Origin of the sequence: Rhodopseudomonas telluris (assembly GCF_042432815.1) — a bacterium.
Classification (GTDB): domain Bacteria; phylum Pseudomonadota; class Alphaproteobacteria; order Rhizobiales; family Xanthobacteraceae; genus Rhodopseudomonas; species Rhodopseudomonas telluris.
Map to the genome: position 1 here is coordinate 1,303,472 of NZ_JBHLWM010000001.1, position 18,820 is coordinate 1,322,291.

The 18,820-nt window shown below is 67.3% G+C and carries 13 protein-coding genes; 5 read left to right on the top strand and 8 right to left on the bottom strand.

Annotation, left to right across the window (positions count from 1 at the left end; all coding sequences use genetic code 11):
• The first annotated feature begins 142 nt into the window (after nt 1-142).
• The 5 genes from pimA to ACFFJ6_RS05930 all read left to right on the top strand — a co-directional run bounded on the left by pimA (nt 143) and on the right by ACFFJ6_RS05930 (nt 6,617).
• The gene (gene pimA / locus ACFFJ6_RS05910) at nt 143-1,801 is read left to right on the top strand and encodes a dicarboxylate--CoA ligase PimA (RefSeq protein ID WP_378385319.1); all 1,659 of its coding nucleotides are present in this window, start codon (nt 143-145) and stop codon (nt 1,799-1,801) included.
• 18 nt (nt 1,802-1,819) lie between these two features.
• The gene (locus ACFFJ6_RS05915) at nt 1,820-3,007 is read left to right on the top strand and encodes an acetyl-CoA C-acyltransferase (RefSeq protein ID WP_378385321.1); all 1,188 of its coding nucleotides are present in this window, start codon (nt 1,820-1,822) and stop codon (nt 3,005-3,007) included.
• A 156-nt stretch (nt 3,008-3,163) separates the two neighbouring features.
• Nucleotides 3,164-4,354 carry a pimeloyl-CoA dehydrogenase large subunit gene (pimC, locus tag ACFFJ6_RS05920; protein ID WP_378385323.1) on the top strand — a complete coding sequence of 397 codons (1,191 nt, stop codon included), beginning with the start codon at nt 3,164-3,166 and terminating at the stop codon, nt 4,352-4,354.
• Nucleotides 4,355-4,487: 133 nt separating this feature from the next.
• Nucleotides 4,488-5,630: a pimeloyl-CoA dehydrogenase small subunit gene (pimD, locus tag ACFFJ6_RS05925; protein WP_378385325.1), complete on the top strand. Its 1,143-nt coding sequence runs from the start codon at nt 4,488-4,490 to the stop codon at nt 5,628-5,630.
• A gap of 213 nt (nt 5,631-5,843) precedes the next feature.
• Nucleotides 5,844-6,617: an SDR family NAD(P)-dependent oxidoreductase gene (locus ACFFJ6_RS05930; protein ID WP_378385327.1), complete on the top strand. Its 774-nt coding sequence runs from the start codon at nt 5,844-5,846 to the stop codon at nt 6,615-6,617.
• A gap of 441 nt (nt 6,618-7,058) precedes the next feature.
• Here ACFFJ6_RS05930 and ACFFJ6_RS05935 read toward each other — a convergent pair whose 3' ends face one another.
• The 8 genes from ACFFJ6_RS05935 to ACFFJ6_RS05970 form a co-directional block, all read right to left on the bottom strand.
• The gene (locus ACFFJ6_RS05935) at nt 7,059-9,752 is read right to left on the bottom strand and encodes a molybdopterin-dependent oxidoreductase (protein ID WP_378385329.1); all 2,694 of its coding nucleotides are present in this window, start codon (nt 9,750-9,752) and stop codon (nt 7,059-7,061) included.
• On the bottom strand, nt 9,752-11,371 hold the full coding sequence (locus tag ACFFJ6_RS05940; RefSeq protein ID WP_378385331.1) for a sulfite reductase subunit alpha: 1,620 nt from the start codon (nt 11,369-11,371) through the stop codon (nt 9,752-9,754). The genes ACFFJ6_RS05935 and ACFFJ6_RS05940 overlap by 1 nt, the downstream gene beginning before the upstream one ends.
• On the bottom strand, nt 11,368-13,134 hold the full coding sequence (locus ACFFJ6_RS05945) for a NirA family protein (RefSeq protein WP_378385333.1): 1,767 nt from the start codon (nt 13,132-13,134) through the stop codon (nt 11,368-11,370). The genes ACFFJ6_RS05940 and ACFFJ6_RS05945 overlap by 4 nt, the downstream gene beginning before the upstream one ends.
• Before the next feature lie 8 nt (nt 13,135-13,142).
• Nucleotides 13,143-14,375, bottom strand: coding sequence for an NAD(P)/FAD-dependent oxidoreductase (locus ACFFJ6_RS05950; protein ID WP_378385335.1), 1,233 nt, complete (start codon nt 14,373-14,375; stop codon nt 13,143-13,145).
• A 253-nt stretch (nt 14,376-14,628) separates the two neighbouring features.
• Complete coding sequence (locus tag ACFFJ6_RS05955; RefSeq protein ID WP_378385337.1) at nt 14,629-15,048, bottom strand: globin family protein; 420 nt, start codon at nt 15,046-15,048, stop codon at nt 14,629-14,631.
• 295 nt (nt 15,049-15,343) lie between these two features.
• The gene (locus tag ACFFJ6_RS05960) at nt 15,344-16,138 is read right to left on the bottom strand and encodes an ABC transporter ATP-binding protein (protein WP_378385339.1); all 795 of its coding nucleotides are present in this window, start codon (nt 16,136-16,138) and stop codon (nt 15,344-15,346) included.
• A gap of 10 nt (nt 16,139-16,148) precedes the next feature.
• The gene (ntrB, locus tag ACFFJ6_RS05965; RefSeq protein WP_378385341.1) at nt 16,149-17,048 is read right to left on the bottom strand and encodes a nitrate ABC transporter permease; all 900 of its coding nucleotides are present in this window, start codon (nt 17,046-17,048) and stop codon (nt 16,149-16,151) included.
• A 73-nt stretch (nt 17,049-17,121) separates the two neighbouring features.
• Complete coding sequence (locus tag ACFFJ6_RS05970; protein WP_378385343.1) at nt 17,122-18,432, bottom strand: CmpA/NrtA family ABC transporter substrate-binding protein; 1,311 nt, start codon at nt 18,430-18,432, stop codon at nt 17,122-17,124.
• Nucleotides 18,433-18,820: the final 388 nt, after the last annotated feature.

Below are 18,820 nucleotides of genomic sequence, written 5' to 3' on the forward strand. Positions count from 1 at the left end.
CTTGCGGGAGAGGGCCGGGGTGAGGGCGACGCGGGCACCGTGCCTGGGGACCCCCAACCCCGACCCCTCCCCGCAAGGGGGAGGGGAGATACGCTCGCCTCGCTTCGGAACAATCCTTAGTTCATTCAGCAATGGTTGGTGCATGACCCATCCCGGTGAGCAGTACTACCCGCCCGGCCTTCGCTGGGATGCGGAGATCGCGACAGGCACCTTGCCGGATCTGCTGGCGCAGGCCGCGAAGGACTACACCGATCGCCCCGCGCTGGAATTCCGCGACCGCCAGATCACCTACACGCAGCTACAAAACTACGCCGATACCGCCGCCGCGGCGCTGCTCGCCGCCGGTTACGGCCCCGGCGCTTCTGTTGCGCTGTTCCTCGGCAACACGCCGGACCATCCGATCAACTTCTTCGGCGCGCTGAAGGCGGGCGCTCGCGTCGTGCATCTGTCGCCGCTCGATGGCGAGCGCGCACTGTCACACAAGCTCAGCGACTCCGGCGCGCGGGTGCTGATCACCACCGAGTCCGCCGCGCTGCTGCCGATGGCCGAGAAGTTTCTCGCCAAGGGCCTGCTCGACCGCCTGATCGTCTGCGCCGATGCGGCGTGGGGCGCCTCGACCGCGCCGCTGGCACCGCTGCCGAACGATCCGCGCGTCATCCGCTACGCCGACTTCGTCAAGGACGCGAAGGCGCCCGCCGCCTGGCCGGTGATCAACAAGCACGACATCGCCCTGCTGCAATACACCGGTGGCACCACCGGCCTGCCAAAGGGCGCGATGCTGACCCACGCCAATCTCACCGCGGCGGTGTCGATCTTCGATCTGTGGCGCGTAGTGCGCGACGCGCCGGACGGTCAGTCGCGGGTGATCTGCGTGTTGCCGCTGTTCCACATCTACGCGCTGACCGTGATCCTGACGCGCGGCCTGAAGCGCGGCGAGCTGCTGTCGTTGCATCAGCGCTTCGACGTCGCGGCGATCTTCCACGACATCGAGGTCAAGCGCGCCACCGCGTTCCCCGGCGTGCCGACGATGTGGATCGCGCTCGCCAACGATCCGTCGCTGGAGAGCCGCGATCTGTCGTCGCTGGTGACAGCCGGCTCCGGCGGCGCGCCGCTGCCCGTCGAGGTGGCGCGGTTGTTCGAGCGCAAGACGGGGCTGCAGCTCAAGAGCGGCTGGGGCATGACCGAGACCTGCTCGCCCGGCACCGGCCATCCGCCGGTGGGACCGGACAAGCCCGGCTCGATCGGTCTGATGCTGCCGGGCATCGAGATGGACGTCGTCTCGCTGCAGGATCCCACCAAGGTGCTGCCGCCGGGCGAAGTCGGCGAGATTCGCGTACGCGGCCCGAACGTCACCAAGGGCTACTGGAACCGGCCCGAGGAAACCGCGGAATCCTTCGTGGGCGATCGTTTTCTCACCGGCGATATCGGCTATATGGACGCCGACGGCTACTTCTTCCTGGTCGACCGCAAGAAGGACATGATCATCTCCGGCGGCTTCAACGTTTATCCGCAGATGATCGAACAGGCGATCTATGAGCATCCCGCCGTGCAGGAAGTGATCGTGATCGGTATCCCGGACGATTATCGCGGCGAAGCCGCGAAGGCGTTCGTCAAGCTGCGCGACGGCGCGGCGCCGTTCAGCATCGAAGACCTGCGGGCGTTCCTCACCGGCAAGCTCGGCAAGCACGAGCTGCCCGCCGCCGTCGAATTCGTCGACGAGTTGCCGCGCACGCCCGTCGGCAAGCTGTCGCGCCACGAACTACGTAGTCAAATCTCAACCCACCTCAAAGCCCAAGCGTAACAGGCAAGGAGCCCGCTCATGACCGAGGCCGTCATCGTTTCCACCGCGCGCACGCCGATCGGCAAGGCGTATCGCGGCGCTCTCAACGCTACCGAGGGCGCGACCCTGCTCGGCCACGCCATCGAGCACGCCGTCAAGCGCGCCGGCATCGACCCGAAGGAAGTCGAAGACGTGGTGATGGGCGCGGCGCTGCAGCAGGGCGCCACCGGCGGCAACATCGCCCGCAAGGCGCTGCTCCGCGCCGGCCTGCCGGTGACCACCGCGGGCACCACCATCGACCGGCAGTGCGCCTCCGGCCTGCAGGCGATGGCGCTCGCGGCGCGTTCAGTGATCTTCGACGGCGTCGAGATCGCGGTCGGCGGCGGCGGTGAGTCGATCAGCTTGGTGCAGAACGACAAGATGAACACCTTCCACGCCGTCGATCCGGCGCTCGAAGCGCTGAAGGGCGACGTCTACATGGCGATGCTCGACACCGCCGAGACCGTGGCGAAGCGCTACAACATCTCGCGCGAGGCGCAGGACGAGTATGCGCTGGAGAGCCAGCGCCGCACCGCGGCCGCGCAGCAGGGCGGCAAGTTCGCCGACGAGATCGCGCCGATTGCAACCAAGATGGGCGTCGTCGACAAGGCCACTGGCGCGGTGTCGTTCAAGGACATCACCCTGTCGCAGGACGAAGGTCCGCGGCCGGAGACGACCGCCGAAGGTCTCGCCGGCCTCAAGGCCGTGCGCGGCGAGGGCTTCACCATCACCGCCGGCAATGCCAGCCAGCTTTCGGACGGCGCCTCCGCCACGGTGATCATGAGCGACAAGACCGCGGCCGCGAAGGGCCTCAAGCCGCTCGGCATCTTCCGCGGCATGGTCTCCTACGGTTGCGAGCCGGACGAGATGGGCATCGGCCCGGTGTTCGCGGTGCCGCGCCTGCTGAAGCGCCACGGCCTCAGCGTCGACGACATCGGCCTGTGGGAGCTCAACGAGGCCTTCGCCGTGCAGGTGCTGTACTGCCGCGACAAGCTCGGCATCGATCCGGAAAAGCTCAACGTCAACGGCGGCGCGATCTCGGTCGGCCACCCCTACGGCATGTCGGGTGCACGCCTCGCCGGCCACGCGCTGATCGAAGGCCGTCGCCGCAAGGCGAAGTATGCGGTGGTCACGATGTGCGTCGGCGGCGGCATGGGCTCGGCGGGCTTGTTCGAGATCGTGCAGTAACAAAAGAGTTCGTCATTCCGGGATGCGCCCCTCTTGGGGCGCAGGCCCGGAATCCATAACCCCTGGCGGTGAGTATGGATTCCGGGCTCGCGAGCTGCGCTCGCGCCCCGGAATGACGCGGATAGTTCGATAGCTAATTCGACCCAGGAGGATCCGATGGATCTGAATTTCACCAAGGAAGAAATCGCGTTTCGCGACGAGGTGCGGCAGTTCTTCAAGGACAACGTGCCGCCGAAGACCCGGCAGAAGCTGGTCGAGGGCCGGCATCCGTCGAAGGAAGACATGGTGGAGTGGTATCGCATCCTCCACAAGAAAGGCTGGGGCGTGACGCACTGGCCGAAGGAATACGGCGGTACGGGCTGGAGCAGCGTGCAGCACTACATCTTCAACGAAGAGCTGCAGGCCGCGCCCGCGCCGCAGCCGCTCGCCTTCGGCGTGTCGATGGTCGGCCCGGTGATCTACACCTTCGGCAGCGAGGAGCAGAAGAAGCGCTTCCTGCCGCGCATCGCCAGCGTCGAGGATTGGTGGTGCCAGGGCTTTTCCGAGCCGGGCTCGGGATCGGACCTCGCCTCGCTCAAGACCAAGGCCGAGCGCAAGGGCGACAAGTGGATCATCAACGGTCAGAAGACCTGGACCACGCTGGCGCAATACGCCGACTGGATCTTCTGCCTGTGCCGCACCAATCCGACCGCCAAGAAGCAGGAAGGCATCTCCTTCATCCTGGTCGACATGAAGACCAAGGGCATCACCGTGCGCCCGATCCAGACGATCGACGGCGGCGCCGAGGTCAACGAGGTGTTCTTCGACGACGTCGAGGTGCCGATCGAGAATCTCGTCGGTGAAGAGAACAAAGGCTGGGACTACGCCAAGTTCCTGCTCGGCAACGAGCGCACCGGCATCGCCCGCGTCGGCATGTCGAAGGAGCGCATCCGCCGCATCAAGGAACTCGCCTCCAAGGTCGAAGCCGGTGGCAAGCCGGTGATCGAGGACAGCAAGTTCCGAGAGAAGCTGGCCGCGGTCGAGATCGAGCTGAAGGCGCTCGAACTGACGCAGCTGCGCGTCGTCGCCGACGAAGGCAAGCACGGCAAGGGCAAGCCGAACCCGGCATCGTCGGTGCTGAAGATCAAGGGCTCCGAGATCCAGCAGGCCACCACCGAACTGCTGATGGAAGTGATCGGCCCGTTCGCCGCGCCCTACGACGTGCACGGTGACGACGACAGCAACGAGACGATGGATTGGACCGCGCAGATCGCGCCGAGCTACTTCAACAACCGCAAGGTGTCGATCTACGGCGGCTCGAACGAGATCCAGCGCAACATCATCACCAAGGCGGTGCTCGGGCTGTAAGGCGCGGCGTCCCCTCCGTCATTGCGAGCGAAGCGAAGCAAGCCAGAGCCACACGCACGGAAGCCGGATTGCTTCGTCGCTTCGCTCCTCGCAATGACGCCCGGTCGATTTTGCTATTCAAGGAAGCATCACTATGGATTTTGATTTGTCGGAAGAGCAGCGGCTCCTCAAGGACAGCGTCGAGGGCCTGCTCAAGTCCTCGTACGATTTCGACAGCCGCAAGAAGTACGCCAAGGAAAAGGACGGCTGGAGCCGGGACGTCTGGGGCAAGTTCGCCGAGCAGGGCCTGCTCGGTCTGCCGTTCTCGGAAGAAGACGGCGGCTTTGGCGCCGGCGCGGTCGAGACCATGATCGTCATGGAAGCGCTCGGCCACGCGCTCGTGCTCGAGCCGTATCTGCCGACCGTGATCGTCGCCGGCGGCTTCCTGCGCCGCGCCGGTTCGGCCGCGCAGAAGGCCGCGCATCTGCCCGGCATCATCGACGGCAGCAAGACCTTCGCGTTCGCCCAGCTCGAAAAGAACTCGCGCTGGGATCTCGCCGACGTCTCCACCACCGCCAAGAAGAAGGGCGACGGTTGGGTCATCGATGGCGAGAAGTTCGTCGTGCTGAACGGCGAGGCCGCCGACACGCTGGTGGTCACCGCGCGCACCGCGGGCGGCCAGCGTGATCGCAACGGCATCGGCGTGTTTCTGGTGCCGGCGGACGCCAAGGGTGTGTCGCGCAAGGGTTATCCGACCCAGGACGGCCAGCGCGCCGCCGACATCACCTTCACTGGCGTCGAAGTCGGCGCCGATGCGGCGATCGGCGATCCGGCGAACGGCCTGCCGCTGATCGAGGCGGTGGTCGACGACGCCCGCACCGCGCTGTGCGCGGAGGCGGTCGGCGCGATGGACGAGTCGCTCACCACCACGGTCGAGTACATCAAGACCCGCAAGCAGTTCGGCGTGCCGATCGGCAGCTTCCAGGTGCTGCAGCATCGCGCCGCCGACATGTTCGTCGCCACCGAACAGGCCCGCTCGATGGCGATGTTCGCCACCATGGCGGCCGAATTCGACGACGCCAAGGAACGCGCCAACGCGATTTCGGCCGCGAAGGTGCAGGTCGGCAAGTCCGGCAAGTTCGTCGGACAGCAGTCGATCCAGCTCCACGGCGGCATCGGCATGACCATGGAAGCCAAGATCGGCCACTACTTCAAGCGGCTGACCATGATCGAGCAGACCTTTGGCGACACCGAGCACCATCTGACGCAAGTCAGCAATGGCGGCGGGCTGATCTGAGCGCTGCGCTTGGGTGATAACCCCGTGTCCCGGACGCGCTGCGGCATTCTTCATGCCGCTGCGCAGATCCGGGACCCCGGTTACTTAGCTCCAGCACACCAAAAACCGGGGCCCCGGATCAGCAGCGCATCACGCCGCAAGTGCGGCGCGCTGCGCAGCGTCCGGGGCACGTAACTAACAAAGCAAACAACAACAAACCCCAGGGAGCCCGCCATGGCCGCCAATCCGTTCGATCTCACCGGCAAGGTTGCCGTCGTCACCGGTTCGTCGCGCGGCATCGGGCGGGCGTCGGCGGAATTGTTGGCCAAACTCGGCGCCAAGGTGGTGGTGTCGAGCCGCAAGGCCGATGCGTGCGAGGAAGTCGCCGAGGGTATCCGCGAGGATGGCGGCGACGCGCACGTCATCGCCTGCAACATTTCGCGCAAGGCCGAGGTCGACGCGCTGATCGATGGCGCCACCGCGAAATACGGCAAGGTCGACATCCTGGTCTGCAACGCTGCGGTCAATCCCTACTACGGCCCGCTGCTCGACATTCCGGACGAAGCCTTCGACAAGATCATGGCGTCGAACGTGAAGAGCAATCTGTGGCTGTGCGCCCGCGCGATGCCGCAGATGGCGGAGCGCGGCTCGGGCTCGGTGGTGATCATCTCGTCGATCGGCGGCCTGCGCGGCTCCACCGTGATCGGCGCCTACGGCATCTCCAAGGCGGCCGACTTCGCGCTGTGCCGCAGCCTCGCCGGCGAATACGGACCGAAGGGCGTGCGCGTCAACGCCATCGCGCCGGGCCTGGTCAAGACCGATTTCGCCCGCGCGCTGTGGGAAGACGAAGCCAACCTCAAGCGCCGCACCGCCGGCACCCCGCTGCGCCGCATCGGCGAGCCGCATGAGATCGCCGGCGCCGTCGCGTATCTCGGCTCCGACGCCTCAACCTTCATGACCGGCCAGACCATCGTGATCGACGGCGGCGTGACGACCGCGTCGGTGTAGTTCGCTTCCCAATCCTCTCGTTCGTCATTCCGGGGCGCGCGCAGCGCGAGCCCGGAATCCATACGCCGCAGCGCTGGCGGTTGCGCACGGCAGCCGATCTCGTAGAGCCGTTCTGCTTCTGATCGATCAGAGCCCGCAAGCTGACGTCGCCACACGCACAACCACATGGTGAGGAGGCGCGAAGCGCCGTCTCGAACCATGGGCCACCGTTCCATCGTGGCCCATCCTTCGAGACGCCGCGCTGGGCGCGGCTCCTCAGGATGAGGACTCAGTGCTTGTGGAGAGGGCGATAGCGTTCACTCAATGAACTGTTCTGGTGACCAACCGGGGGCACAGGGGTTATGGATTCCGGGTTCGCGCCAAGAGGCGCGCCCCGGAATGACGACCGAGAGGCCGTAGGTCGGGCGGAGGCGCGCAGCGCCGTGCCCACGCGGGCGAGCCTCACGCCGTCTCGCTCACCTTCGCCCCCGCCACGATCTTGCGCAGCTCCGGCAAACAGGAGCCGCAATTGGTGCCGGCGCGCAGGCTCTGGCCGATCGCCTCGACGCTGACGGCGGCGCCGCTTTCGAGCGCGTCGCGGATGGTGTGAAGGCCGACGCCGAAGCAGGCGCAGACGATCGGGCCGGCGTCGGCGAGGCCGTCGGTGGAGCGGCCGGACAGCACCGCGCGGCGCTGCTGAGTCTCCAGCGCTTCGGCCTCGAACAGCGCCTTCACGGCGTCCCATTGCGGCGGCGCCTCGGCCGGGCCGACGAACAGGCAGCCGACCAGCTTGCCGTCCTGAAACGCAGCCGCGCGAAAACTCTGCCGCGGCTCGTCGAGATATTCGGCGAGTTCGACGTCGTCGCCGAATAGCTCGGCGGCGTGGGTGCGCCACTCGGCCGCCGGCGCGTTGCTGGCGAACAGCGCCGCCGTGCCGCCACGCACCGCGACCCTCGCCCACCAGCTCTCCGCCGGCAGCTGTAACGCTGCGCGTGACAGCACAAAGCCGCGCAGCGCGTAAGTAACGGGCGCGATCGCCGCCGGTGTCGCCTTGGCTTCCGGCTGGCCCGAGAACGGATCGGTGATCGGCGCCACCAGCGCGCCGACGCGCGCGGTCGCCGCGGTCTCGCCACTCCAATGGATCGGCGCGAACAGCGCGCCGCGCTTCTGCCCGGCGCTGATCGCCACCTTGAGGATGCAGGCGCCGTAGCGCGTCGTAATCCGCGCGCAGCCGCCATCGCGCAGTCCATGCTGGGCGGCGTCGTCCGGATGCAGCTCGACGAACGGCTCGGGCAAATGGGCGCCGAGCCGGGGGCTGAGCCCGCTGCGCGTCATGGTGTGCCACTGGTCGCGGATGCGGCCGGTGTTCAGCAGCAGCGGGAACGCGGGCGAGGGCGCCTCATGCAGCGCAGGCCTCTCCGGCGCGATCAGCCGCGCCTTGCGGTCCGGTGTGTAGTATCCGCCCGCCGCAAAGAAGCGCGAGTCGGCGAGCGGTTCGCCCGCGTGCGCCGGCCATTGCGTCGGATCGAGCGCGTTGAAGGCATCGTCGCTGAGCGTCGCCAGTGCGCCGATGTCGAAATCCCGCGCGCCGTCGTTCTCGAAGGCCGACAGCGCGGCGTGCTCGCGAAAGATGTCCGCGGCGGACCGATAGGCGAAGGCGTCGCCGAAGCCCATCCGTCGCGCCACCTGGCTGACGGCCCACCAATCCGGCCTGGCTTCGCCGGGCAGCGGCAGGAACGCGCGCTGCCGCGAGATCCGGCGCTCCGAGTTGGTGACGGTGCCGTCCTTCTCGCCCCAGGCCGCGGCGGGCAGCAGCACATGCGCGCCGGCGGCGACGGTGTCGTTGCTGATCACGTTCTCGGAGATCACCAGCAGGTCGAGCTTGCGCAGCGCGTCGCGGACGTAGTCCGCACGCGGCAGCGACACCGCCGGGTTCGTCGCCATGATCCACAGCGCTTTGATCTCGCCGCGGCCGATGGCGTCGAACAGCTGCACAGCTTTCAGCCCCTCGCGCTGCGCCATGTTCGGCGCGCGCCAGAACCGGCCGACGCGGTCGATCGCCTCCGGCGTGAAGTCCATATGGGCGGCGAGCTGATTGGCGAGTCCGCCGACCTCGCGGCCGCCCATCGCGTTGGGCTGGCCGGTCAGCGAGAACGGCCCCATGCCGGGCCTGCCGATCCGCCCGGTGGCGAGATGGCAGTTGATGATCGCGTTCACCTTGTCGGTGCCCTGCGCCGACTGGTTGACGCCCTGCGAATAGCAGGTGACGACCTTGTCGGTGCCGCGGAACAGCGCGAAGAAGCGGGCGATGTCGGCCGCCCCGACGCCGGTGGCTGCCGCGACGGCGGTGAGATCCGGCGCGATCTCGCGGGCGCGCACCAGCGCTTCGGTGAAGCCGGTGGTGTGAGCGGCGAGATAGGTGTAGTCGAGCGCCAGCGTGTCGGCGAGATGCACCAGGAGGCCGCTGAACAGCGCGGTGTCCATGCCGGGCGCGACCGGCAGATGCAGATCGTCGTCCTCGACGCTGGCGGTGCGGCGCGGATCGATCACCACGATCTTCGCGTCGCGCGCGCGCTTGTTGGCGAGCATGCGCTGATACAGCACCGGATGGCACCACGCCGCGTTGGAGCCGACCAGCACGATCAGGTCGGCCTCGTCGAGATCGGCGTAGCTACCCGGCACGGTGTCGCTGCCGAAGGCGCGGCGATGGCCGGCGACCGAGGAGGCCATGCACAGCCGCGAATTCGTGTCGACATTGGCCGAGCCGATGAAGCCTTTCATCAGCTTGTTGGCGACGTAGTAGTCCTCGGTGAGCAACTGCCCCGACAGATAGAACGCGACCGAGTCCGGGCCGTGCTTGGCGATGATGTCGGCGAAGCCGTTCGCCACGCGGGCGAGCGCGTCGTCCCAGGTCGTGCGCGCCATCGCGCCGTCGACGCCGCGCTGCATCGGATGCAGCAGCCGCGTGCCGAGCCCCAGCGTTTCGCCGAGCGCCGAGCCCTTCGAGCACAGCCGGCCGAAATTCGCCGGATGCTCCGCATCGCCGCTGATCGCCGCGCCGCCGCGGCCGTCGGGCTTGGCGAGGACGCCGCAGCCGACGCCGCAATAGGCGCAGGTGGTGCGCACCGCGAGGGGATGCTGCGCGGATGCGTTCATCAGTAGACGTCCTGCTGATAGCGGCCGTGTTTCTTCAAATCGGACACGAAGGCGGTGGCCTCCGCCGGCGTGCGCGCGCCGTGCTGGGCGACGATGTCGACCAGCGCCAGCTCGACGTCCTTGGCCATCCGCTTGGCGTCGCCGCAGACATAGATGTTGGCGCCTTCGGTCAGCCAGCTCCACAGATCGCGGCCGACCTCGCGCATGCGGTCCTGCACGTAGATCTTCTCGGTGCCGTCGCGCGACCAAGCCAGCGACAGCCGAGTCAGCAGCCCGCTGCGCTTCATCGCGTTGAGTTCGTCGTCGTAGAAGAAGTCACAGGCGCTACGCTGGTGGCCGAAGAACAGCCAGTTCTTGCCCGGCGCCTGCACCGCCTGTCGCTCGTGCAGGAAGGCGCGGAACGGCGCGACGCCGGTGCCGGGGCCGATCATGATGATCGGCTGGTTGGGATCGGCCGGCAGCGCGAAATTGTGCGCCTTCTGCACATAGACCCGCACGTTGTCGCCGGGGCTGACGCGCTCGGCGAGGCCGGTCGAGCAGACGCCGAGGCGTTGCCGCTTGCCAATCTGATAGCGCACGCAATCGACCGTCAGCGACAGCCGGCCGGGGATCGGCTTCGGCGACGACGAGATCGAATACAGCCGCGGCTGCAGCGGATCGAGCGCCTCGACGAAGGCTTCGGGATCGGGCCGGATGCCGGGAAACTTCTCCAGCGCCGCCAGCACGTCGAGCGTCGCGGCGTCGCCGTCGGGATCCTCGCCGTTCGCCAGCGCGCGTGCGGTCTTCCGCTTGTCGCCGCCGGTGATGTAGCTGATCAGCTGGAACAGCATGTCGGGGGCCGGCGACAGCGACACGGAGTCGGTGAGCACCGCCCGCAGCGTGCGGGCCCCGATCGGGAAGTCGCCCGGCGCGCCGAGCGCCGTCAGCACCATCTCGACCAGCGTGGGATCGTTGCTCGGGAACAGCCCGAAGGAATCGCCGACCTCATAGGCGAGGCCGTCCTCGAGCTCGAACTCGATGTGCCAGGTCTCCTTCTCGGACGCGCCCTTGTTCAAGCGCCGGCGCGCCAGCACTTTCGCAGTCGCCGGATTGTCGCGCGAGGTGCCGCGCGGCGGCAGCGCGGCTGCGGGCGCAGCTTCGGTCGTCACAGCCGGCGTGGCCTCAGCCTTCGGCGCGCTGCCGATCTGCTCGGCCAGCGTCTTCACCATCCGCGCGGTGTCCTTGCCGCCGGGTGCGCACAGGTTCAACCGCGTTTCCTTGCCCTCGAAGATCGCAGCCGAGTAGTTGCGGCAGTCGTAGCCGCATTGGCCGCAATCCTGCTGCGCCATCGCCGCCATCAGCTTCCAGCGCAGCGGCTTGTCGTCCGCAAGCTGCATGCGCTCGGCGATCGGCAGCGTCTGGTCGTGCCACGGCGCGCCGCCGTCATCGTCTTCCGCGGCAGGCGCCGGCCCGCCGGCGAGCAGCGCAGCGGCCTGAACGGGAGACAGTGCGGTCACCCCGGCGCTGTCGAGCGACACCAGCCCGGCAAAGAAGCCGTTGAGCCAGGCGCGCTGCTCGTCGGAGAACGGTGCGTTGTCCGGGATCAGCATCGGGATCGGGGGCGGCATATTCTGGCTCATGCCGTGGTCTCCGGCGCGAAGGCGAACAGTTGCTTCAGGGCGGCTTCGTCGTGGCGCCGGGTGAAGTCGAGAAAGCTTTCGGCCGGCGAGCTCCGCTGCGCCAGGTAGACGCCGAGCATCCGCTCGATCACGCGCGGCGCATCCTCCTGCTTGACGTCGCGCAGCACCTCGGTGCCGATCGCCTCGCGATCACCAAATGCGCCGCCGACATGGATGTGGAAGCCGTTGACGCTGTCCTCGTCGGAGATCGGCACGCGCGCGCCGATCAGGCCGATGTCGCCGATGTAATGCTGCGCGCAGGTGTTGTGGCAGCCGGTGACATGGATGTTGATCGGGGTGTCGAGCGCGACGCGTGGCTCGCAATGCTGCGCGATCGCCTCGGCGGTCTCCTTGGTCTGCGCGGCGCCGAAGCGGCAGCCGGTGGCGCCGGTGCAGGCGATCAGTCCGGCGCGGAGCGGGCTGGCGTCGATCGCGAAGCCGAGCGCGACGATCGCGGCGGTCGCGTCGGCGACACGTGCGTCGGCGACGCCGGAGATCAACAGGTTCTGCCACACGGTGAGGCGGATATCGCCGTCGCCGAAGCTGCGCGCGATGGCGGCGAGACCGCGCATCTGGTCCGACGACAACCGGCCGAGCGACAGTCGCACGCCGATCCAGTTCAGCCCGGGCTGCTTCTGCGGATGCACGCCGATATGGGCGCTGCGATCCTGCGCCGGGCGCGGCTGCGCAGCCTCGGCCGGCACGTGCACCAGCTTGCGCGCGAGCTTCTCTTCGACGAGCTTCAGAAATTCATCGAAACCGAACCGGTCGAGCACGTATTTCAGCCGCGACTTGTTGCGATCGGTGCGGTCGCCGTGTTCGATAAACACGCGGATGATCGCGTCCGACACCTCGGTGGCTTCGTCGGGCTTTACGATCACGCCGGTGTCGCGGGCAAAGTCCTTGTGCCCGGTGATGCCGCCGAGCGCGAGCCGAAACCACACGCCGGCTTCGACGCCGTGGCCCTCGGTGATGCTTACCGCCTGGAACGCGATGTCGTTGGTGTCCTCCAGCGTCGGGATCAGCCCGCCGCCGTCGAACGCGACGTTGAATTTTCGCGGTAGGCCGTACAGCGCGCGTTCGTTGAGGATGTGGAAGTGCCACTCGCGGGCATAGGGCCGCGTGTCGATCAGTTCCTGCGGGTCGATGCCGGCCGTCGCGCTGCCGGTGACGTTGCGGATGTTGTCGGCGCCGGAGCCGCGCGCCCACAGGCCGAGCGACTCGATGCCCTCGATCAGCGTCACAGCGTTCTTCGGTTCGATCTCGCGCATCTGCAGATTGGCGCGCGTCGTGACGTGGGAATAGCCGCCGGCGCAGTTATCAGCGATGTCCGCGAGGCCCTGCATCTGCCACGAACTCAGCACGCCGTTGGGGATGCGCAGCCGGCACATATACGAGCTCTGCGCCGGCGCGACGTAGAACAGGCCGTAATAGCGCCAGCGGAAATTATCGGCGGGCTTCGGCGGCACATTGTCCTTCGCCTGCTGCTTCAGCCGGCGATAGGCGTCGAACGGATGTTCCTCGCGCTTCCACTTCTCCTGCTCGGCGAGTTTCTTGCCGGCGGCGGTGAAGCGGTCCTGCGCGGCGAGATGGATCGCGTCGGGGCCGGACGGCTGCGGGCCGCCGGCCGCGGGCAGGGCGCCGCGCTGCGCGCGCGCGGCGGTGACGCCGGAGGCGAAGCCTTCGAGATAGCGCTTCTGGTCGATCGTGAATTCGCTGCCCATCAGTCCCCTCACGCCGCCACGGTCTTGTCGGCGCGGGCGGCGAGCGCGCGGCCGAACATCATGTCGTTACGGATGGTTTCGATCGAACGACCGGAGCGGATCAGTTCGAGATACCAGAGGCCGTCATTGGTATCGCCGAACAACACGCAGCCGGTCAGCTTGCCGTCCTTGATTACCAGCTTGCGATAGCTGCCGAGCCCGGGATCGGTCATCACGATGGCTTCCGAGCCGGCGCCGCCGAGGAAGTCGCCGGCGGAGAACAGATCGACGCCCGAGACCTTGAGATTGGTCGCCAGCACGCTGCCGCGATACGCACCATCGCCGCCGGACAGATACGACGCCAGCGCGCGCGCCTGCTCGTAAGCGGGCTCGACCAGGCCGTAGCAGGCGCCGCGATGCTCGGCGCATTCGCCGATCGCGTAGATGCCGGGCAGGCTGGTCTGCAGCTGATCGTTCACCAGAACGCCGCGGCCGATCTCGATGCCGGCGCCGCGCGCCAGTTCGACATTCGGCCGGATGCCGGCGGCGACCACCACCAGATCGGCGGGCAGGGTGCGGCCGTCTTTCAACTCCACGGCCTCGACGCGGCCGTCGCCGCTGATCGCCGCAGTGTCGGCACTGAGTTCGACCGCGATGCCCTTGCTCTCGACGGCGCGCTTCAGCATCGCCGCGGCGGTCGGATCGAGCTGACGCTCCATCAGCCGGTCCATCAGATGCACCACGGTGACCTCAGCGCCCGCCTTGGCGAGGCCATAGGCGGCCTCCAGCCCGAGCAGCCCGCCGCCGATCACCACGGCGCGGCGGCCGCCCGAGGCGGCGTCCTCGATTGCCGCGACGTCGGCGAGATCGCGGAAGGTCAGCACGCCGGGCAGGTCCATGCCCTTGACGTTCAGCCGGATCGGCTTCGAGCCGGTGGCGATCACCAGCTTGGAAAACGGCAGCGTCGCGCCGGTGGCGAGCCGCACGCGGCGGATGCCGGCGTCGATCGCGGTGGCGGCGGCGCTCTGGCCGTACAGCAGCGTGACGCCGCGGTCGCGCCACCATTGCGCCGGCCGCAATTCGATCTCGGCCTTGGAGACTTCCCGCGCCAGCACCGACGACAGCAGCACGCGATTATAGGCGAGCCGCGGCTCGTCGCCGATCACCGCGATCGCATAGCGGCCGAGTGCATGCTTGGCCAGCTCCTCCACCAGCCGCACCGCCGCCATGCCGTTGCCGATGATGACCAGAGGCTCGCTCATCGCTGCGCCTCATCGCGCAGTAGAGCGCGTGCACCGGAGGGCGCGTCACCCTCCCCTGGAGGGGGAGGGTCGGCCCGCAGCTCGCACAGCGAGATGCGGGACGGGGTGGGGTGAGCCGCGAGCACGGCGGATGAACTCTTCGCCACCCCACCCCGCTCGCTGCGCGAGCGACCCTCCCCCTCCAGGGGAGGGTGGGGGCGCCGTGCGTCGCGGCTGACGCCCGAGTTCATGCGCAATGTCGCAAGCGTCACCATCACGCCGCCACGCCGTACGCTTCGGCGATCATGTAGCTCGACAGCGTGGTGTAGGCCCCGGTCCAGGCTTCGGCGAGTTCGGGCGTCCAGGCGTCGCCGAGGCCCTGTTCGAGCGTCCACAGCAGCGCGGCGCCGACCGGGGCGTAGTGCGTGGCTTTGACGCCGTAGCCGACGTGATGCTTGGCGAGACGGCTGGCGGCCGGCAGGATCGACGGCAGGTTGGTCAGGCCGCCGACCACGACGGCGAGCGTGCCCATCAGTTTCTTGCCCTGCTCGCGGATGTCGGCCTTGGCGAACAGCGGCTTCACCTCGGGGGCGATGTCGAACAGCCGGCCGTAGAACAGGCTGGCCGCCTGCTCGGAGATCGGCGCGACCTTGGCGAAGCTCTGCTGCACGAGGGCGATCTGGTCGGGACTCATGGTCGGTCCTCCTGTTTGCCGTTCACCGCGTCATTGCGAGGAGCACCCGGATCGTCGCTTCGCGACGTCCGAGCACAGGCTCCGCGACGAAGCAATCCAGTCTGTACTCGCGGCATGGATTGCTTCGCTGGGCTCGCAATGACGGGTGCCTCATTTGCTTCGTCATTCCGGGATGCGCCTCGCTTGGGGCGCAGGCCCGGACTCCATATCCCCTGGCGGTGGTTATGGATTCTGGGCTCGCCGCTGCGCGGCGCCCCGGAATGACGACGTTACTTGTGTCGATTCCGCATGATCCTCACGCTGCCTCGATGAACCGGTGTCGCTCGTACAGGAATTCCAGCACGCGCTGGCGGCATTTCAGGTAGGTCGCGTTGGTCGCCAGCTCGAGGCGCTTGCGCGGGTGCGGCAGCGGCACCTCGAGGACTTCGCCGATTCGTGCCGACGGGCCGTTGGTCATCATCACGATGCGATCGCTGAGCAGCACCGCCTCGTCGACGTCGTGGGTGATCATCAGGATGGTGTTGTTCAGCTTCTGATGCAGCGCCATCACCGAGTCCTGCAGATGCGCGCGGGTCAGCGCGTCGAGCGCGCCGAACGGCTCGTCGAGCAGCAGCACCTTCGGCTCCATCGCCAGCGCGCGGGCGATGCCGACGCGCTGCTTCATGCCGCCGGAGATTTCCGACGGCCGCTTGTCCTTGGCGTGGCCCATCTGCACGAGGTTGAGATTGTGCATCGTCCAGTCGTGCCGCTCGGCGCGGCTCTTGGTCTTGGCGAACACCTTGTCGACGCCGAGCCGGACGTTCTGGTACACGGTCAGCCACGGCAGCAGGCTGTGGTTCTGGAACACGACGGCGCGGTCCGGCCCGGGCGAGTTGACCTCGCGGTTCTCCAGCAGCACGCCGCCCTGGGTCGCGCCGGTGAGGCCGGCGACGATGTTGAGCAGCGTGGACTTGCCGCAGCCGGAATGGCCGATGATCGAGACGTATTCGCCCTGCGCGATGTCCAGGCTAACGTCCTTCAACACCTCGGTGGTGGCGGAGCCGCGGGTGAAGGTCTTGTCGAGGTGATCGAGCTTGAGATAAGCGGTCATGACCTTCTCCTTAGTCCGCCGAGGTGCCGTGGGTGACGAGCCGCCCGAGCCCGGCGATCAGCCGGTCGAGCACGAAGCCGACGATGCCGACATAGAACAGCGCCAGAATGATTTCGCTGATGTGCGAGGAATTCCAGGCGTCCCAGATGAAGAAGCCGATGCCGACGCCGCCGATCAGCATCTCGGCCGCGATGATCGCCAGCCACGACAGGCCGATGCCGATGCGCAGGCCGGTGAAGATGTAGGGCGCCGCCGAGGGCAGCATCACCTTCCAGAAGAACTCCAGCGGGTTGAGCTGCACCACCGCGGCGACGTTGCGATAGTCCTGCGGGATGTTGCGGATGCCGACCGCGGTGTTGATGATGATCGGCCAGATCGACGTAATGAAGATCACGAAGATCGCCGAGGGCTGGCCGTCGCGAAACGCGGCGAGCGACAGCGGCAGCCACGCCAGCGGCGGGATGGTGCGGAGCACCTGGAAGATCGGATCGAGCCCGCGCATCGCCCACACCGACTGCCCGACCAGCGTGCCGAGCGCGATGCCCGCAACGGCGGCGAGCGAATAGCCGAACGCGACGCGCTGCAGCGACGCGCTGAGATGCCAGAACAGACCTTTGTCGATGCCGCCGCGATCGAAGAACGGATCGAAGATCAACTCCTTGGTGTCGCTGTAGACCTTGGACGGCGGCGGCAGCGCCGAGCCGGTGCGCCGGCAGAGCAGCTCCCAGATCACCATGAACAGCGTGAACACGATCAGCGGCGGGATCACTCGGGCAGCGATCTCGCGCGTGGCCTTGATGTATGAGTCGCCGCGCGGCTGCTGTTTCGGCCGCATCGTCACCACGGCGGACGACGGCGGCGTGAGCGCGGTGACGGTCTCGGTCTCGGATTTCAGGGCGGTCATCGACATCGGGGTGACACTCCGTCGTCTGAAGGGGAGGGCCGCGCGGCGAGCGCGGCCGAGGTGATCGTTGGCGTGATCGTCAGGCTTCGATGCGCTTGATCGTCAGCGACTTCAGGTACGCGGCCGGATCTTCCGGATCGAACACCTTGCCGTCGAAGAACGTCTCCTTGCCGCGCGACGTCGAGGTCGGAATGTCGCTGGCCGCGACGCCGAGCGTCTTCGCGGCGTCCTTCCACAGATCCTCGCGGTTGACCTTGGCGATCAGCGCCTTGCTGTCGAAGCCGGGCTCGTACTTGCCCCAGCGGATATCCTCGGTCATGAACCACAGGTCGTGGCTCTGGAACGGATAGGAGGCGTTGTCCTTCCAGAACCGCATCTGCTGTGGCGAGTTCTCGACGACGCGGCCGGTGCCGTAGTCGAACTTGCCCTTCATGCGGTCGATAACGTCCTCGGCCGGCACGTTGATCCACTGCCGCTTGGCGCAAATCCGCGCGGTCTCTTCGCGATTAGCAGGGTCCTCGCACCATTGCTGCGCTTCCATCACCGCCATCAGCAGTGCCTTGGCGGCCTTCGGGTACTTGTCGACCCAGGCGGCACGCATGCCGAGCGATTTCTCCGGATGCTTGTCCCACAGCTCGCCGGTGGTGAGCGCGGTGTAGCCGATGTCCTGATGGATCAGCTGCAGATTCCACGGCTCACAGACGCAGAAGCAGTCCATCGTGCCGACCTTCATGTTGGCCACCATCTGGGCCGGCGGCACCACGATGGTTTCGATGTCCTTGTCAGGGTCGATGCCGCCTGCGGCGAGCCAGTAGCGGATCCACAGGTCGTGGGTGCCGCCCGGGAAGGTCATCGCCGCCTTCACCGATTTGCCGGACGCCTTCTTCTTCTCCAGCGCGACTTTGAACGGCGCGGTGTCGAGGCCGACCTTGAGGTTCGCGTATTCCTTGCCGACTGAGATGCACTGACCGTTCAGGTTGAGCCGCGCCAGGATGTACATCGGCGTCGGCACGTTGTTCTGCGTCACCTTGCCGGACGAGATCAGATACGGCATCGGCGTCAGGATATGCGCGCCGTCGATGCCGTTGCCTTCGGAGCCGAGCACGAGGTTGTCGCGCGTTGTGCCCCACGACGCCTGCTTCTCGACGCTGACATCGGGCATGCCGTATTTGGCGAAGATGCCTTTCTCCTTGGCGACGAACAGCGGCGAGGCGTCGGTCAGCGCGATGAAGCCGAGCTTGGCGCCCTTCACTTCGGGGCCGGCATCCTGCGCGTAGGCGCCGCCGGGAAAGTTCAGCTTCGCTGCAGCGAGCAGTGCCGCTGCGCTGCCGCCGGCCTTCAGGAGTTGGCGGCGGCTCACTTTGCTTCCGATGCGGTCCTTGCTGATCATCGTTGCCCTATTCCCTGCTGGGGTCGCACGACCCTGTTTGCCCACTACCTGTCCTCATGCGGCGTCCGGCCGATGCACGAAAAAAAACGCTGCTGCCTGGCCCTGCTTGCGCGGGCCAGGACAGCAGCGTTGCTGTCGCCAGTTTATCGATGGACGCCGGGCACCCATCGGTGACCCGTTCCAAGAGTAGCGAAAACCGTGCCAGTCGCTGGCGGAACGCGTTTACTGAGAACTTCCAATCGCTTGGCAGCTTACGCCGCTAATCTGATCAGCCGCCAACGCTGCGCATTCGCGCAGCAACGATGAGCAGAGTGATGATGGATTGTGCAGCGCGTCAGAGCGAAGGCAGGAAGCTGGCCGTCATTGCGAGGGGCGCAGCGACGAAGCA

Bases quoted from the DNA above. Each gene is read 5' to 3' on its own strand.
- ACFFJ6_RS05940 (WP_378385331.1), bottom strand. From the start codon at position 11,371: ATGAGCCAGAATATGCCGCCCCCGATCCCGATGCTGATCCCGGACAAC.
- ACFFJ6_RS05955 (WP_378385337.1), bottom strand. From the start codon at position 15,048: ATGAGTCCCGACCAGATCGCCCTCGTGCAGCAGAGCTTCGCCAAGGTC.
- ntrB (WP_378385341.1), bottom strand. From the start codon at position 17,048: ATGTCGATGACCGCCCTGAAATCCGAGACCGAGACCGTCACCGCGCTC.
- ACFFJ6_RS05930 (WP_378385327.1), top strand. From the start codon at position 5,844: ATGGCCGCCAATCCGTTCGATCTCACCGGCAAGGTTGCCGTCGTCACC.
- ACFFJ6_RS05950 (WP_378385335.1), bottom strand. From the start codon at position 14,375: ATGAGCGAGCCTCTGGTCATCATCGGCAACGGCATGGCGGCGGTGCGG.
- ACFFJ6_RS05915 (WP_378385321.1), top strand. From the start codon at position 1,820: ATGACCGAGGCCGTCATCGTTTCCACCGCGCGCACGCCGATCGGCAAG.
- ACFFJ6_RS05960 (WP_378385339.1), bottom strand. From the start codon at position 16,138: ATGACCGCTTATCTCAAGCTCGATCACCTCGACAAGACCTTCACCCGC.
- pimC (WP_378385323.1), top strand. From the start codon at position 3,164: ATGGATCTGAATTTCACCAAGGAAGAAATCGCGTTTCGCGACGAGGTG.
- pimD (WP_378385325.1), top strand. From the start codon at position 4,488: ATGGATTTTGATTTGTCGGAAGAGCAGCGGCTCCTCAAGGACAGCGTC.
- pimA (WP_378385319.1), top strand. From the start codon at position 143: ATGACCCATCCCGGTGAGCAGTACTACCCGCCCGGCCTTCGCTGGGAT.
- ACFFJ6_RS05970 (WP_378385343.1), bottom strand. From the start codon at position 18,432: ATGATCAGCAAGGACCGCATCGGAAGCAAAGTGAGCCGCCGCCAACTC.
- ACFFJ6_RS05935 (WP_378385329.1), bottom strand. From the start codon at position 9,752: ATGAACGCATCCGCGCAGCATCCCCTCGCGGTGCGCACCACCTGCGCC.
- ACFFJ6_RS05945 (WP_378385333.1), bottom strand. From the start codon at position 13,134: ATGGGCAGCGAATTCACGATCGACCAGAAGCGCTATCTCGAAGGCTTC.